Here is a 14603-nt window from a genome sequence, read left to right as displayed (position 1 = left end):
GGTGCGCGGCGCCAGGGTCACCCGATGGTGATCTTTCCGGTCGACGACGTCACCCCCGCCGCCGAGCCGCTGCCCACCCGGCCGCTCGGGGAGCTGTTCGGCGACGCGATCGTCGTCGGCGGAGACCCGACGCTGCCGGTGCTGGTGCCGGACGGCGTTCATCCGCTGCTCGGTGCCGTGGCGCGGGCGTTCGCCGACCACCGTCCGCTGGTGCTCTCACCGGACGCGGTGTGGCTGACCATCGCGCAGGGCGTCGCCCAGCACGTCCGGCTGCACGCGGAGGAGTTGCGGCCCCGACTGGTACGCCACTCCGGGCGCAAGCGGCTGGAGGTCGTCGTCGACGGCACGATGCCGGAGAACGCGGAGGCCTGGCGGGACATGGTGGAGCTGTTCGGCAAGCTGCTCCGGGCCGAGAGCACCGGGGCGGACCTCTTCGAGTGCGACTTCTCCACCAGTACCGAGGTCGAGCGGGTCGCCGGGCGGATCGTCATGCTCGACGCGTACTCGCCGTACTTCGCGATCTGGATGGTCTTCATCTGCGGGATCCCGTCGATCAGCCTGACCGGCACGGTCGAGGACTGGCGGCGGATCCGGGACCGGGTGGACGCCCTCGCGGATCTGGGGCTCACGACCTGGCACCGCTCGCTCGCACCGATCCTCGACCAGTTCGTCCGGGCCGCCTCCGGCGACGTCGACACCGCCTTCTGGCAGCGCATCTACAGCCCCGTCGACGCGTACGGCGGTGAGGTGGTCACCGGTTGGGTGGCGCGGCTGTATCCGTACCTCAGCGGGAACGCCGTCGCCGACGAGCCGAACCCGCTGCTGGAGCTGCCGATCGGCGAGCCTCGCGACATCACCGTCGCGCACGGTTTCTATCACGGTCCCGGCATCCGGACCGACCGGGTGCCGGGCACCCTGTCCCGGGTGGTCATCAACGTCAACGACCGGGTCGGCGGCGACAACCGGGTGCTGGCCCTGCACGGCGGCCTGGCGGCCGTGGCACAGGACGACGGGGGTGCGCTGCGCCCGGTCGCCGGCTGGTATCTGGGGCGGGCGAGCGTCGCGATCGACGACGTGCTCGACCGGATCGTCCGCGACCACCAGACCACGCCGCCGCAGCCCGATCACCCCATGCACACGCACACCGACGCCGATCTCGTCGCGCTCTATCGACGGATCGGTTCGGCGACCCTCTTCGACGGTGGGTGGCGGCTGCTGCCGGCCGCCGAACAGGACTGGATCTTCGACGGCGTCGGCGACCTGGGGATCGCGGTGATCGGCGAACTCGCCGACGGCCGGAGCCTCTGCGCCGCCGCCGACTTCACGGCCCAGACGACACACTGGGTGGTCTGCCGCGTCGAGCGGGGTGCGGCCGACCGGCCGGGCTCACCCGTACCGCTGCGCCTGGTGGACCGGCTCGCCGAGGTGCCGGTGTACGGCAGCTCGCTGGCCCTGCTGCTCGACGCCGCGCTCGACTCCGGCGGCGACATCAGGCACCTCGAGACCGGTCGACTCGACGCCCTGGCCGAGGCGGCAGCCCAGCAGCACCCGCCGGTGGACGGACGCGATCCGGGCGTGGCCTGAGGGTGGACCGGGTCCGCCGAACCTTCCGGTCGTACCCTTGGCGGTCGTGGAGCGTTGCGACGAGTGCGGGTTCGACTATTCCTCCGTCCCGGCCGAGGCGCTGCCCGACCGGCTCCGCGGATTCGGGTCACGGTATTCCACCGGGCTGCGCGCGGCCCGGGACCCGCGGCGGCGCCCGGCCGAACGGGTGTGGTCGCCGCTGGAGTACGCCTGCCACGTGCGGGACGTCTTCCGGGTCCAGGGGGAGCGGCTCGCCCTGGCGCTGGCCGTCGACGAACCGGAGTTCACCCCGATGGGCCGGGACGAGCGGGCGGTCGCGGACGCCTACAACGAGCAGGATCCGGTGGTGGTGCTCGGCGAACTCGACGCGGCGGCCGGGGAACTGGCGACCGCCTTCGGTCGGCTCGGCCCGGCGGAACTCGCCAGGACCGGCAGCTATCCGTGGCCGCAGCGGCAGGTCCGGACGCTGTTGTGGCTGGGCCGGCACAGCGTGCACGAGGGGGAGCACCACCTGCTCGACATCGGTCGCGGCGCCGGGTAGCCCGTCGCCAGCTTCGGCCCGGGCCGGATCGGGGCGGGCCGGTCGTCGCTGCGGTCGGCGGGTCAGCGGCGACCGTTGAGCGAGTCGAGGAAGCGTTCCTCGAACGCGGCCCGGTCCGCCTCGAAGGCGGCCCGGACCCGGGCGCCGTACCGGTCGACGACCGTACGCCCGGACTGCTCGCCGGCCTGCACGACCGAGATCGGCACCGTACGCCGGGCGGTGACGATGTCGTCGTGCACCAGCCAGACGGCGGCGAGCGCGTCCCACCAGTACATGATGCCGAGGTCGATCAGGGCCGCCAGGTCGGGCTGGCTGGCGATCCGGTACGCGATCCGCGCCCCCGGTGCGGTCTGCTCGGCGCCGAGCCGGGCGACGAAGTCGGGGGTGATCGGCACGAACCGGGTGGCGTCGAGCGGCACCACGTGTACGGTGCCGGGCCGGGCCCGGAGCAGCATCCGCCGCGCCGAGGGCGGATCCATCCACATGTTGAATTCCTGCGAGTTGTCGAATCCGGGCAGCGCCGAGCCGTACAGGTTGCCGGGCACGGCCAGCGCGCCGCCCATCACGTAGATCCGGGCCACCCGGTCGCGCACCCCGGGGGAGGCGAGTGCGTCGGCGAGGTTGGTCATCGGGCCGGTGGCGAGCAGGACGACGTCCCGGGGTGCCGTCCGGGCGGCTCGTCCGATGAGCTGGGCGGCGCCGAGCGGTGACGGCGGCACCGGATGGTCGGCGTCGTCGAGCGCGCCGGTGAGTACCGTCTCGATGGTGTCGACCAGCTCCGGCGGGGCGGGGTTCACCCCGGCTCCGGTGGCACCGTCGGCGACGGGTACCCGGGGCAGGCCGCACTGCTCCAGTACGCTCCGCGCGTGGGTCAGCGCCCGGCCTGGTGCGCCGAAGCCGTTGTTGGCCACGGTGACCGCCCGCAGGTCGATCCGGCCGAGCTTGTGCTCCTCGCAGAGCAGCGCGAGCGTCGACGCGTCGTCGAAGTCCATGTCGCTGTCGTAGACGACCGGCACCGGCCCGCCGGCCGGCCGCCCGGACCCGGACGGCGCGGCGGAGGCTGGCCCGGCCCACTGCCCGGCGAGTACGACCCCGGCGGCCAGCATCGCCGCCACGGTCCGACGCGGTAGCACCCGCACTGTCGACACCTCCCCGTTTCGACCACTGACTCGAAGATAGACGGTGATCGACGGCGCCGGGTGCCGTGCCGACCTCGGGCCGCAGGTGAACGGTCGAGTCTCCGGCCGGTTGCCGACACAAGATCAATAGCTTAATGCGCGATGCGCGTTGTTGCCAAACTTTTGCAACTCTGCCACCGTGATCAGCCGAGGGTGCCGGTGAGCCGGTCACCCCCGCGTCCATGTCCGACCGCCGTGGGAGACCTCCGTGATCCGGATCCGTCCGACCGTCCGCCGACTCGTGGCGGTGGCCGCCGCCGGTGGCCTGCTCGCCGTCGCGTCCTGCTCGTCATCGACGGCACCCGGGGCGTCCACGGCCGCCGGTGACACCTTCGTGGTCGCCACCGGCGGCGAGCCGGACACGCTGAACCCGGTGCTCAACTACGGTGTCGACGGAGCATCGCTGATCTTCGACGGCCTGGTCGCCCGGGACGCGCAGAACCGGCTGGTGCCGGGCCTCGCCACCGAACTGCCGACGGTCTCCACGGACGGCCGGACCGTGACGGCCAAGCTCCGCGACGGGGTGCTCTTCCACGACGGTACGGCGCTCACCGCCGCCGACGTCGTCTTCACCTACCGGACCGTGCTGGACCCGAAGGTCGACTCGACGCTCCGATCCGACCTGGAGATGCTGGCCTCGGTCGAGGCCCCGGACCCGGCCACCGTGGTGTTCCGGCTCAAATACGCGTACGCGCCGTTCCTGCAACGGCTCACCCTCGGCATCGTGCCGGCCAAGGCACTGGACGGGCAGGACGTCAACAAGGCCGGGTTCAACCGCAAGCCGGTCGGCACCGGGCCGTACCAGGTGGAGTCCTGGACCCCCGGCGACCGGCTGGTCCTCACCGCCAACGACCGCTACTTCGCCGGGAAGCCGACGAACCGGCGCCTGGTGGTGGCGTTCGTCGCCGACGACAACATCCGGGCCCAGCGGATGCGGGCCGGCGAGTTCGACGTCGCCGAACTGGCCCCGAAGCTCGCGGCCGGCTTCGACGGCGGCGCCGGCTACCGGGTCGAGCGGGTGCCGACCGCCGACTACCGGGGAGTGATGCTGCCGATGGGCAACCCGGTCACCGCCGACCCGGCGATCCGGCGGGCGCTCAACCTCGCCGTCGACCGGGCCGCGATGGTCACCGGGGTACTCGGCGGGGCCGGCGAACCGGCCTACGGACCGGTCCCGCCCACGTCGGAGTTTGCCGAACCGGCCGTCGTCGGCAAGCCGACCGCCGACCCGGCCGCCGCCACCGCGCTGCTCGACGCCGCCGGCTGGACGCCCGGTGCGGGCGGCATCCGGGCCAGGGACGGCCGCCCGGCCCGGTTCACCCTGATGTACCCGGCCAGCGACAGCCTCCGCAAGGAACTGGCGCTGGCGGTGACCGCCGACGCCAGGAAGGTCGGCATCGAGATCACGCCTGCGGGCCTGACCTGGGACGCGATCGACCCACGGCTCAACTCCGACGCGCTGATCATGGGTTACGGCACCCCGTACGACCCGGACTTCGTCTCCTACAAGCTGTTCGGGTCCCGCTTCGCCGGGCAGGGCTACTTCAACCCCGGACATTACAAGTCGACAGTGGTCGACCAGGCGTTGCAGCAGGGCCGCGACCAGTCCGACCCGGCCCGGCGCAAGCAGGCGTACTCGACGTTCCAGAAGCAGCTCGCCGCCGACGTGCCGTGGGTCTACCTCACCTACCTGAAGCACACCTACGTGCTGCGGGACTCGATCGACGGGGTGTCGCCCCGGGTCGAGGCGCACGAGCACGACGTGGCGAACAGCCTCTGGTGGAACATCAACACCTGGACCCGCCGGTGACCCGACCGGCAACGGCGGTCAGGCGCCGGGGCCGGCTCGCCGGGGCGGGCGCGGTGGTACGCCGTCGGCTGCTGGTCGCCGTACCGGTGCTCGTCGCCACCAGCATGGGCATGTTCGCCCTCGGCGCGGCCTCCCCGGTCGACCCGGCGAAGCAGTACGCCGGAGCGGCGGCGTTCACCACCAGCGAGGAGAACCTGGCGCAGATCCGGGCCAACTGGGGTGTCGACGACCCGCTGCCGGTGCAGTACCTGCGCTGGGTCGGCAACCTGCTCCGCGGCGACCTCGGCTGGTCGACGAGTCGACACGAGGCGGTCGGCTCGGTCATCGCGGCCCGGGCCGGCTGGACGCTGTTGCTGGTCGGTGCCGCGCTCGCCGTCGTACTCGTGGCGAGCCTGCTGCTCGGGTCGCTGGCCGCGTACCGCCGGGGTGGGCTCTTCGACCGTGGCCTGCGGGCGGCGGCGTTCGCGGTCCAGTCGATGCCGGTCTTCTGGCTCGGGCTGGCCGCCATCGCGCTCTTCGCCCTCGCCCTGGGTTGGCTGCCGGCCGGCGGGTTGACCGACGTCACCGCGACCGGCACCTCGTGGGGCGACGTCGCCCACCACCTCATGCTGCCGATCGGGGTCCTCGCGATCTCCCAGGCCCCGTGGTTCGTGCTCTTTGTCCGGGACGCGGTCGCCGACAGCCTCCGCGACGACCACGTCCTCGCCGCCCGGGCCCGGGGGCTGCCCGGCCGCACGGTGCTGTTCGGGCACGCGCTGCGTACCGCGCTGCTGCCGTTCCTCACCCTGGTCGGCACCCACCTGCCCGAACTCGTCGGCGGTGCGGTGCTGGTCGAGACCGTCTTCTCGCTGCCCGGACTCGGCGCGGTCACCGTGCAGGCCGCACTGGGCAGCGACTTTCCGCTGCTCGCCGCGATCACCCTGCTGACCACCGCCGTGGTGCTGACCGCCAACCTCGCCACCGACCTCGGCTACGCCGCCGCCGATCCCCGGGTGCGCCTCGATGACTGAACTGACCCGTACCCGTGTCGGGTCCGCCGGCTGGCGGCCACGCTTCCGGCTGCGTCCCGGCCAGGCCGGTGCGGTCGTGGCCGGCGCGGTGCTGTCGGTGGCGGTCGTCGCCTGCCTGGTCGCGCCGCTGCTCTGGCCGCTCGACCAGAGCGCGGTCGCCCTGGACCGGATCCGGCTGGCCCCGTCCTGGGACCATCCCGCCGGCACCGACGACCTCGGCCGGGACGTCGCGCACCGGGCCCTCTACGGGCTGCGGGTCTCGCTGCTCGTCGGCGCGGTCGCCGCGCTGGTCGCCACCGTGATCGGCGGCATCGTCGGCGGGATCGCCGGCACCGTCGGCGGCCGGGTCGACCGGGTACTGATGCGGATCGTCGACACCGTCGCCGCCCTGCCGCACCTGCTGCTCGGCATCTTCATCGTCGCGATGCTCCGCCCCAGCCTCGGCGCGGTGATCGCCTCGATCGGGCTCACCCACTGGCTCTCCACCGCCCGGATCGTCCGGTCGGAGCTGCTGAGCCTGCGGACCCGGCCCTTCGTCGACGCGGCGATCACCGGGGGCGCGAGCCGGCTCCGGGTGCTGACCCGGCACCTGCTGCCGCACGTGCTGCCCCGGCTGGCCCTGGCCATCACGCTGATGATCCCGCACGCCGTCTGGCACGAGACCGCGCTCTCCTTCCTCGGGCTCGGCCTGCCGCCGCACCTCGCCTCGCTCGGCAACATGATCAACGACGGCCAGGGGTCGCTGCTGGCCGGCGCCTGGTGGGCCAGCCTCGCCCCGGGAGTGGTCATCGTCGTGGTCACCCTGGCCATCGCCGTGGTCGCCGCCCGCTGGCGGGACCGGCTCGATCCCCGCGTCCGAGCGGAGCTACAGCTGTGAAGAGCACCCCATCCGGTACCAGCACCAGCACCATCGCCACCGCCGCTGCCAGTGCCGGTGCCGGTGCCGGCGGTCCGGTGCGCGCCGGTGCCGCTGAGCCGGTGCTCACCGTCGACGGGCTCACCGTCCGGTTCCGGCTCCGGGATGCGACCGTGCACGCCGTCAGCGACCTCGCCCTCACCGTTCACCCGGGGGAGCTGCTGGCCGTCGTCGGCGAGTCCGGCTGCGGCAAGTCGGTCCTCGCGCACGCCCTGCTCGGGCTGCTGCCCCGCAACGCCACCGTCACCGGCTCCGCCCGGCTGCACCAGCCGGGCGGCGGGCAGCTCGACCTGATCACCTGCGGTGAACGGGTACTCGCCGGCTCGGTCCGGGGCCGGCGGGTCGGTCTGGTACCGCAGAGCCCGGCCACCGCGCTCAACCCGGTGCGTACCGGCCGTCGCCTGATCGAGGAGACCCTGCGGGCACACCGGCACAGCCGCGCCGAAGCCGTCGCCGGGGCGGAACGCGCCGCCACCGAGGTCGGTCTCGACGTCGCCGACCTGGACCGCTATCCGCACGAACTCTCCGGCGGGATGGCACAGCGGCTCGTCACCGCGCTCGCCCTCGCCCCGGACCCGACCCTGCTGATCGCCGACGAACCCACCAGCGGGCTGGACCAGCCCTTGGTCGAGCAGACCCTCGACCTGCTCCGCCGCAGGTGCGACAGCGGAAAGTCGGTCGTGTTGATCACCCACGACCTCGCCGCCGCCGAACGGGTCGCCGACACCGTCGCCGTGATGTACGCCAGCCGGGTCGTCGAGCACCAACCCGCCGGGCGGTACTTCACCGCACCCGTTCACCCGTACGCCGCCGCCCTGCTCGACGCGCTGCCGGGCCGCGCCTTCCGGGCCGTACCGGGGCACCCGCCGATGCTCACCGCGCTGCCGGAGGGCTGCGCCTTCGCCGCCCGCTGCCCGTACGCCACCGACGCCTGCCGGCGGCAACCGCCGTTGGCGGCGTACGACGCGGGAGCGGTCGCCTGCCACCACCCGCTCTCCGCCGGAGTTCCGTCGTGACCGCCGTGCCCGCACCCGCACCCGCATCCGTACCCGTACCGGCTTCCGGGCAGCTCGCCGCGCACGAGGTCACCGCCGGCTACCGGCGACAGGTGGTGCTCGACCGGGTCAGCCTGCGGGTCGACCGGGGCGAGACGGTCGGCCTGCGGGGGCCGTCCGGTGGCGGCAAGTCCACCCTGGTCCGGGTCCTCGCCCTGCTGCACCGGCCGGACGGTGGCCGGGTGACGGTCGACGGTACGCCGGTCACCGCCATCCGGTACGCGGTGCCGGTGGCCGTCCGTACCCGGATCGCGGTCCTCTTCCAGAGTCCCCGCGCCGCCGCCGACCCACGGCTGAGCCTGACGGACCTGATCGCCGAGCCGCTCCGCGCCACCCGGCACCCGGCCGACGAGATCCGCCGCCGGGTCGCCGAACTCGCCGACCTCGTCGGACTCACCCCCGACCTGCTCGGCCGGCGCCCGCACGCGGTCAGCGACGGGCAGCTCCAACGCGCCTGCCTCGCCCGTGCCCTCGTCCATCGCCCCGACTACCTGCTCTGCGACGAGGCCACCGCCATGCTGGACGCCTCCACCCAGGCACACGTCGCCGCCGTGGTCAGGGACTACCAGCAGGAGCACCGGGCCGGGGTCCTGCTCGTCACGCACGATCCGGCGCTGATGAGCCGCTGGGCGGACCGGGTCGTCGAGCTACCAGCGGCGGCGGCGCCGGAAGCCGACGGGGCGGGGACGTCGAGCGGGGCGGGGACGTCGAGCGGTGTCGACCGGCGTGTCGAAGGTGGTGTGCCCGGCCGGTCATGATGGTGGCTGATGGCCCGGCTGACGCAGCTCCATTCGATACCGGCGGAAGCGCAGGCCGTGGCGTGCGAGACGATCGTCCGGCTCCCGCACCCACGGCTGCGCCACCACGTGCTCGGCTACGCCGGATTCCGGGCCGGGTCGCGGAGCAGGATCCCGCACCGGCTCCTGCCGTTGAGCTACGCCATCCTGCTGGTCGACTTCGCGGACCCGGACGCGCTGGTCACCGGGGCGCGCAGTACGGCGACGCTGGCCGGGCGCACCGACTGGGCGTACGGGGTGAGCGTCGGGTTGACCCCTGCCGGGGTGGCCGCGCTGCTCGGCGTACCGATGCCGGAGCTGACCGAGGTCACCGCCCCGCTGTCGGAGCTGGTCGGCCCGCGCGCCGCCGGGCTGGCCGAGCGGCTGCGCGGGGCGCCGGACTGGCCGAGGCGGTTCGCCCTCCTCGATCGGGTACTCACCGGGTGGCTGGCCGGTGCACCGGCCGGGTCGGCGGACGCGCTGGTCAGCGCCGCCTGGTGGCGGCTGTCGCAGAGTCCCGAGCGGCTCCGGATCGGCGTGCTCGCCGACCGGCTCGGAGTCAGCCGTCGTCGCCTCGAACTCGGCTTCCGCCGTCAGATCGGCCTGACCCCGGCAACCGTCGCCCGCACCGCCCGGTTCCAGCACGCGATCCGGCTTCTCCTGCACGGTGCTGACCTGGCGGACACGGCTGTCGAGACGGGGTACGCCGACCAGCCGCACTTCACCCGCGAGGTGCGGGCGCTCTCCGGCCTCACCCCGACCGAGCTGTGCGCATTTCTTCAAGACCACGCACCTGGCCGTCGATAGCGTCTCGACCCATGAGACTCGACGGCAGGACGGCACTGGTCACCGGCGGTTCCCGGGGAATCGGCCGGGCCATCGTGCAACGGCTCGCCGAGGCCGGCGCGCGGGTGGTCTTCACCTACCGGAACGACCGGGCGGCGGCCGACGAACTCGTCTCCGGGTACGACGATGTGCGTGCCGTCCGTGCCGACCAGGCGGACCTGGCCAGCCTCGGGCCGATGTTCGCACCGGTCCGCGACGGCTTGGACATCCTGGTCAACAACGCCGCGATCGGCCCGCCGACGCCGATCGCCCAGCTCAGCGGCGAGGAGTTCGACCGGGTGATGACGGTCAACGCGAAGTTTCCGCTGCTGGCGATGCGCGAGGCGGCCACGCTGCTGCGGGACGGCGGCCGGATCGTCAACATCTCCACCCTGAACACCGTGCTGCCGGCACCCGGGCTCGCCCTCTACTGCGCCAGCAAGGCCGCCCTCGAACAGTTCACGGCGGTGGCCGCCCGGGAACTCGGCCCCCGGGGCATCACCGTCAACACGGTCTCGCCGGGCGCCACCGACACCGACCTGCTCCGGGCGTCGAACCCCGCCGAGGCGCTGGCCAGTACCGCGACGCTCACCGCACTGGGCCGGATCGGGCAGCCGGCGGACGTCGCCGCCGTCGTCGCCTTCCTCGCCGGACCCGACGCCGGGTGGATCACCGGCCAGAACATCCGGGCGACCGGCGGTCTGCTCCTCTGAGTGAGTGTTTGAGAAGAGCACGTCGGACTCGGTGTGCGGCTGATGATCGCGAACTCCTCGTTCGCGTTGACGCCCCCGCAAACCTCGGTATCCCTCCGATCTGTCCACCGTCCGGTGGCGTCCCTGCTCAGCCTGTACCTGACCACCCCGGTCCGGTTCGTCCTCGAGGCCACTTCGCCGGCCACCTTCGTACGGGTTGCTGCCCATCGCCGCCTTGCGCGCCACGGCTGGACGGGTCTCAGGGGTGGTACTCGCCACGGGTGCGGGGCAGCCATTGCGGATGGGTGTTCCGCACGTAATGGATCAGTCCCTCGCGCAGGTCGCAGCGGAGATCCCAGGCGCTCGGCCCGTCTGCGGCGGAGGCTTGGACCTGGATGACCACGGTCTGCGGGGTGGCGTCGACCATCTGCAAGACCCACTGGTGCCGGTCCCACAGCGGCGACGATTCGACGAGCCGTCTGGTCTCCTCCCGGAGGTCGTCCAGGTCGGCGGTGTGATCCAGGTGGATGCGGATCTCGCCGACCACCCGGGTCTCGTGCCGCGTCCAGTTCTGGAAGGTGTGTTCGGTGAAGTAGGTGGTGGGCAGGACGAGCATCCGGTCGTCCCAGAGCCGGATCACGACGTTGGTCAGCTTCACCTCCTCGACTCGGCCCCATTCGCCGTCTATCACCAGCACGTCATCGACGTGGAGACTGTCCGCGAAGGCGACCTGGATGCCGGCGAAGGCGTTGCCGAGCGCGGTCCGGGCGGACAGGCCGATCACGGCGCCGATCACGCCGGCCGAGGTCAGGATGGTGAGCCCGAACGTGCGTACGGGCCGGAAGGTGACCAGGATCAGTCCGAACGCCACCACTATGACGACAGCCGAGGTCAGCCGGCGTACCGGACGGATCTGAGTACGGGCGCGGCGGACTCTGCGGTCGGCGACCGTCTCGTGCGGCAGCCGGCTGAACGCGACGCCCTCGGCAACGTGCAGCGCCTTGACCACCAGCCACCCGGCGCTAGCGATCGATAGCAGCAGGATGGCATGGCGGAACACGCGGACCCACTCGTTGCCATCCACTGGCAGGGCGAAGTACAGCGCCGCGAGCAGCAGTACCACCGTGGTCGGGCGGCGACATGCCTGGCGTAGGGGGGTCAGCAGCCACTGGTAGCGGCCACGGGCGAACCGGCGGACCAGCACGCCGGTCAACAGGTCCACCAACACGGCCGCGCCGACTGCGGTCAGCACGATCAGCGCTGGACGCAAGAGATCTCATCCACTGCGGTTCTGGTCCCCATCCTTCGCGGCTCCTCACTGCGTGGTACCGCGTCAGCTTGACAGCGAGCGGCCGGGGACGAGGCGCGTATCGCCAACGGTCGCGCCTCCGTGGACCGACCGTGCTGCCGGGTCTTGCGACGCGAAGCCTGTTAAATCAGGACTCGCCCAGGCCGGTCACCAGGTTGACGGCCACGGCGAGGATGACCGTGCCAAACAGGTAGGACAGCAGCGCGTGGCCGAGGGCGGTCTTCCGGATTCGCGTATTGGCCGGTTCGCTCTCCGACACGGCAAAAGACATGCCGACGGTGAACGCCAGGTAGGCGAAGTCGCTGTAGGTCGGCAGCTCGCTTTGCTTGAAGTCGATCCCGCCATCCTCAAGGTAGAACATGCGTGCGTACTTGAAGGCGAATACGGTGTTCATCAATCCCCAGGACAGGATCGCCGTGAGTACACTCACGATGACCAGGATGACCGCGAGCGCGTCCTGGTTGCGTGACGAGTGAACGAGGGCCCAGGCCACGGCGCCGAGACTGGCCACCGCGGCGATCAGCACGGCGCTGTCAGTAGAGCGTGAATGGCTTTCCTCCTCGGCGAGCCGCTCGGTGCCCTCCGGCCCCTGATGCCAACTGATCCGCCAGACCCAGACCAGCACGACGGCGGCGGCCACGTTCCAACCGACCAGCGGAAACAGTTCGGGAAACCCGAGCACCGCGACAGCCACGGCAACGACGGCGCCGCCAGCCAGCGAGATCGACAGGCGCCGGACGGAGAGAATCCGGTCCGGCGATCGCATTTTGACCTGACCCATGTATTCAGGATTCCAGGCGGTCGGAGGAAGGCCGGCCAACCATGCCGACACTCCGTCTGGATCGGTCGGCCCTCGGCGCTGGCGCCCGTCCCCGGCACGCCACCCGCCAACAACGCCGCACCTACCATCGGCAGCCCTCATAGCCCCTTCTCAAACACCCACTGAGGCACTCTGCTCCTGCTGAGGTACCCGCCGACGGCGGTGGGGTGGGGCGGATCAGACCCGGTCGAGCGGCCGGTGTGGCTCGGCCGGCAGCTCCACGGTGATCTCGTCGCCGGGCCGGATCTCGCCGCCCTCGCGTACCACGCCCATGATGCCGGCCAGCCGGACCAGGTTGCCGGCCTCGTCGCGCCGGAGGACCCGCTTGAGCAGGCCGGCCTGGAAGTTGTCGATCTGCACGCACGGGTTGCGCAGCCCGGTCACCTCGACCACGGCCGCGTCGCCGAGCCGGAGCAGCGTGCCGACCGGCAACCCGAGCAGATCCACACCCCGGGTGGTGACGTTCTCGCCCATCTCGCCCGGGGCCACCTGGTGACCGGCCGCGCGCAGCTCGTCGTGCAGCTCGGCGTGGATCAGGTGTACCTGCCGGAGGTTCGGCTGGGTCGGATCCTGTGCCACCCGCGAGCGGTGCTTGACGGTGACGCCGAGGTGCGCGTCGCCCTCCACGCCCAGCCCGGCCAGCAGCCGGATGCTGTCCCGGGTCGGCTTGCTGAAATGGTGCCCCTCGTCCCGGGACACCGCCGTCACCACCGCGCCCATCAGACCTCCCCGTCCGGTGTGAGCCGCACTCCGCCGGCCCCGGCGGTCGCGGACAGTCACTTTGATCATAGTCCGGTCCGGCCGGGCACCCGCGCGGTACCGGTTGAGCAGGTCCGAGCAGAACCCGCCGGTTTGTGGGGAGAGGCCGTGCAGCCCGGTACTGGCCGCAAACCGGTTCAGAACGATGAAATCTGGGTGGTGACACTCCGCTGTGGACGGGACTACGCTGGCCGGCGATCGGATGATCGCAGAGGGTGATCACCCGAGGTTGTGGGGGCGGCTGACGGCGTGAGTCCGGTACGAGCAGGGGGAGTCAGAGCAGATGACCATGTCACCGTCCGAGTTCCTGATCCGGGAGTTGCGGCGCCGCAGAGTCGCCGCCGGTCTCAGTCAGGAGGCGCTGGGGGAGTTGATGCACTTCTCCGGCTCACACGTCAGCTCGGTCGAGACCGGCCAACGCCCACCGACGCCGAAGTTCCTCAAGGTGGCCGACGAGGTACTGAACACCGGCGGCCTGCTCATGAGCATCTACGAGGACCTCGTCAAGGCCGACGAGTCCCCGGTCTGGGCGCGAGAGTGGCTGTACTACGAGGAGCAGGCCGAGGCGCTGCGTACGTTCGAGAACACCACCATCCCAGGACTGCTTCAGACCGAGGCGTATGCCCGGGCAATCTTCGAGAGTGGCGGCCTGCTCACCCCGGGCGAGGTCGAGCGGCGGGTGGCGGCCCGGATGGAGCGGCAGGCGGTGTTGCGGCGGGAGAACCCACCGCAGTTCACGGTCGTGCTCGACGCGGGGGTGCTAAGGCGGTCGGTGGGCGGCCCAGAGGTGATGCGGGAGCAGTTGCTGCACCTGGTCGAGATCGCCAAGGAGTTGCCACACGTCCGTCTGCAGGTCGTGCCGGAATCGGTCGGTGCGTACCCTGGTCTCGGCGGTGCCTTCATCATTGCCACCCTGCCTGAGAACGAAGACGTCGCCTATCTGGACCACCAGGCGCCGGGTCAGGTGGTGGTCGGCGGACCGGTTCTGGCCTGGATCCTGAAGGCGTGGGAGGCCATCCGGTCGGAGGCACTGCCACACCAGCAGTCGATCGAGTTGATTGCGGAGGCGGCGAGAAGATGGGCGACCTGAGCGGTACGCGCTGGCGGACGAGTAGCCGAAGCGGCCAGACCGGCAACTGTGTCGAGGTGGCGGACAACCTGGTTGGCGTGGTCGCGGTGCGGGACAGCAAGGACCGGTCGGGGCCGGTGTTGCGTTTCGCGCCGGCCGCCTGGCGTGCGTTCGTCGGGCGGCCACCCGCTCGGTAACAGGGTGGCCGGGACCCGGGCGGCGGTCGGTCGCCTCGGGAGTGATCTCGCCCGGCCCACCG

Annotated in this window: 15 protein-coding genes; 11 read left to right on the top strand and 4 right to left on the bottom strand. The window is 72.0% G+C overall.

The features are described from left to right. Positions 1–24 precede the first annotated feature (24 nt). Positions 25–1584, top strand: coding sequence for a DUF4419 domain-containing protein (locus C6W10_RS19020; protein ID WP_159104646.1), 1560 nt, complete (start codon positions 25–27; stop codon positions 1582–1584). A gap of 46 nt (positions 1585–1630) precedes the next feature. Continuing rightward, positions 1631–2125 (top strand): DinB family protein, encoded by a 495-nt coding sequence (locus tag C6W10_RS19015; protein ID WP_159104645.1) that lies wholly within the window; start codon positions 1631–1633, stop codon positions 2123–2125. Positions 2126–2187: 62 nt separating this feature from the next. Here C6W10_RS19015 and C6W10_RS19010 read toward each other — a convergent pair whose 3' ends face one another. Continuing rightward, on the bottom strand, positions 2188–3264 hold the full coding sequence (locus tag C6W10_RS19010) for a nucleoside hydrolase (protein ID WP_199853682.1): 1077 nt from the start codon (positions 3262–3264) through the stop codon (positions 2188–2190). A 247-nt stretch (positions 3265–3511) separates the two neighbouring features. Here C6W10_RS19010 and C6W10_RS19005 point away from each other — a divergent pair, with 247 nt between their 5' ends. Genes C6W10_RS19005 through C6W10_RS18975 form a run of 7 tightly spaced genes read left to right on the top strand, consistent with a single transcriptional unit; the run spans position 3512 to position 10408 of the window. Then, positions 3512–5113, top strand: coding sequence for an ABC transporter substrate-binding protein (locus C6W10_RS19005; RefSeq protein ID WP_234361329.1), 1602 nt, complete (start codon positions 3512–3514; stop codon positions 5111–5113). Next, positions 5083–6123, top strand: a complete 1041-nt coding sequence (locus tag C6W10_RS19000; protein WP_234361328.1) for an ABC transporter permease — start codon at positions 5083–5085, stop codon at positions 6121–6123. Before C6W10_RS19005 ends, C6W10_RS19000 begins: the two co-directional genes overlap by 31 nt. Continuing rightward, the gene (locus C6W10_RS18995; RefSeq protein ID WP_107259230.1) at positions 6116–7000 is read left to right on the top strand and encodes an ABC transporter permease; all 885 of its coding nucleotides are present in this window, start codon (positions 6116–6118) and stop codon (positions 6998–7000) included. The genes C6W10_RS19000 and C6W10_RS18995 overlap by 8 nt, the downstream gene beginning before the upstream one ends. After that, the gene (locus C6W10_RS18990; protein ID WP_234361327.1) at positions 6997–8055 is read left to right on the top strand and encodes an ABC transporter ATP-binding protein; all 1059 of its coding nucleotides are present in this window, start codon (positions 6997–6999) and stop codon (positions 8053–8055) included. The genes C6W10_RS18995 and C6W10_RS18990 overlap by 4 nt, the downstream gene beginning before the upstream one ends. Further along, entirely contained in the window at positions 8052–8852 is an 801-nt protein-coding gene (locus C6W10_RS18985) for an ABC transporter ATP-binding protein (protein ID WP_107259229.1), read from the top strand. Before C6W10_RS18990 ends, C6W10_RS18985 begins: the two co-directional genes overlap by 4 nt. A gap of 9 nt (positions 8853–8861) precedes the next feature. Further along, the gene (locus C6W10_RS18980; protein ID WP_107259228.1) at positions 8862–9677 is read left to right on the top strand and encodes a helix-turn-helix domain-containing protein; all 816 of its coding nucleotides are present in this window, start codon (positions 8862–8864) and stop codon (positions 9675–9677) included. 11 nt (positions 9678–9688) lie between these two features. Then, entirely contained in the window at positions 9689–10408 is a 720-nt protein-coding gene (locus C6W10_RS18975) for an SDR family oxidoreductase (RefSeq protein WP_107259227.1), read from the top strand. Between the two features lie 238 nt (positions 10409–10646). Here the strand turns inward: C6W10_RS18975 and C6W10_RS18970 are convergent, their stop codons facing one another. The 3 genes from C6W10_RS18970 to C6W10_RS18960 form a co-directional block, all read right to left on the bottom strand. Continuing rightward, positions 10647–11657, bottom strand: coding sequence for a mechanosensitive ion channel family protein (locus tag C6W10_RS18970; protein ID WP_234361326.1), 1011 nt, complete (start codon positions 11655–11657; stop codon positions 10647–10649). A 166-nt stretch (positions 11658–11823) separates the two neighbouring features. Continuing rightward, positions 11824–12477, bottom strand: a complete 654-nt coding sequence (locus C6W10_RS18965; protein ID WP_107259225.1) for a DUF1345 domain-containing protein — start codon at positions 12475–12477, stop codon at positions 11824–11826. Between the two features lie 216 nt (positions 12478–12693). Then, entirely contained in the window at positions 12694–13236 is a 543-nt protein-coding gene (locus C6W10_RS18960) for an MOSC domain-containing protein (protein ID WP_199853681.1), read from the bottom strand. A 322-nt stretch (positions 13237–13558) separates the two neighbouring features. Here C6W10_RS18960 and C6W10_RS18955 point away from each other — a divergent pair, with 322 nt between their 5' ends. Continuing rightward, positions 13559–14365 carry a helix-turn-helix transcriptional regulator gene (locus C6W10_RS18955; RefSeq protein WP_107259224.1) on the top strand — a complete coding sequence of 269 codons (807 nt, stop codon included), beginning with the start codon at positions 13559–13561 and terminating at the stop codon, positions 14363–14365. Next, positions 14353–14541: a DUF397 domain-containing protein gene (locus C6W10_RS18950; RefSeq protein ID WP_107259223.1), complete on the top strand. Its 189-nt coding sequence runs from the start codon at positions 14353–14355 to the stop codon at positions 14539–14541. The genes C6W10_RS18955 and C6W10_RS18950 overlap by 13 nt, the downstream gene beginning before the upstream one ends. Positions 14542–14603 lie beyond the last annotated feature (62 nt).

Origin of the sequence: Plantactinospora sp. BB1 (genome assembly GCF_003030385.1) — a bacterium.
GTDB lineage: Bacteria > Actinomycetota > Actinomycetes > Mycobacteriales > Micromonosporaceae > Plantactinospora.
Note: the sequence above shows the minus strand (reverse complement) of the source record. Positions and strands in the feature narration are given on the sequence as shown.

What these genes read in the sequence shown, in the direction of transcription:
- C6W10_RS19020 (WP_159104646.1), top strand. Translation starts at nt 25, where the DNA reads ATGGTGATCTTTCCGGTCGACGACGTCACCCCCGCCGCCGAGCCGCTG.
- C6W10_RS18995 (WP_107259230.1), top strand. Translation starts at nt 6,116, where the DNA reads ATGACTGAACTGACCCGTACCCGTGTCGGGTCCGCCGGCTGGCGGCCA.
- C6W10_RS18980 (WP_107259228.1), top strand. Translation starts at nt 8,862, where the DNA reads ATGGCCCGGCTGACGCAGCTCCATTCGATACCGGCGGAAGCGCAGGCC.
- C6W10_RS18975 (WP_107259227.1), top strand. Translation starts at nt 9,689, where the DNA reads ATGAGACTCGACGGCAGGACGGCACTGGTCACCGGCGGTTCCCGGGGA.
- C6W10_RS18965 (WP_107259225.1), bottom strand. Translation starts at nt 12,477, where the DNA reads ATGGGTCAGGTCAAAATGCGATCGCCGGACCGGATTCTCTCCGTCCGG.
- C6W10_RS18960 (WP_199853681.1), bottom strand. Translation starts at nt 13,236, where the DNA reads ATGGGCGCGGTGGTGACGGCGGTGTCCCGGGACGAGGGGCACCATTTC.
- C6W10_RS18955 (WP_107259224.1), top strand. Translation starts at nt 13,559, where the DNA reads ATGACCATGTCACCGTCCGAGTTCCTGATCCGGGAGTTGCGGCGCCGC.
- C6W10_RS18950 (WP_107259223.1), top strand. Translation starts at nt 14,353, where the DNA reads ATGGGCGACCTGAGCGGTACGCGCTGGCGGACGAGTAGCCGAAGCGGC.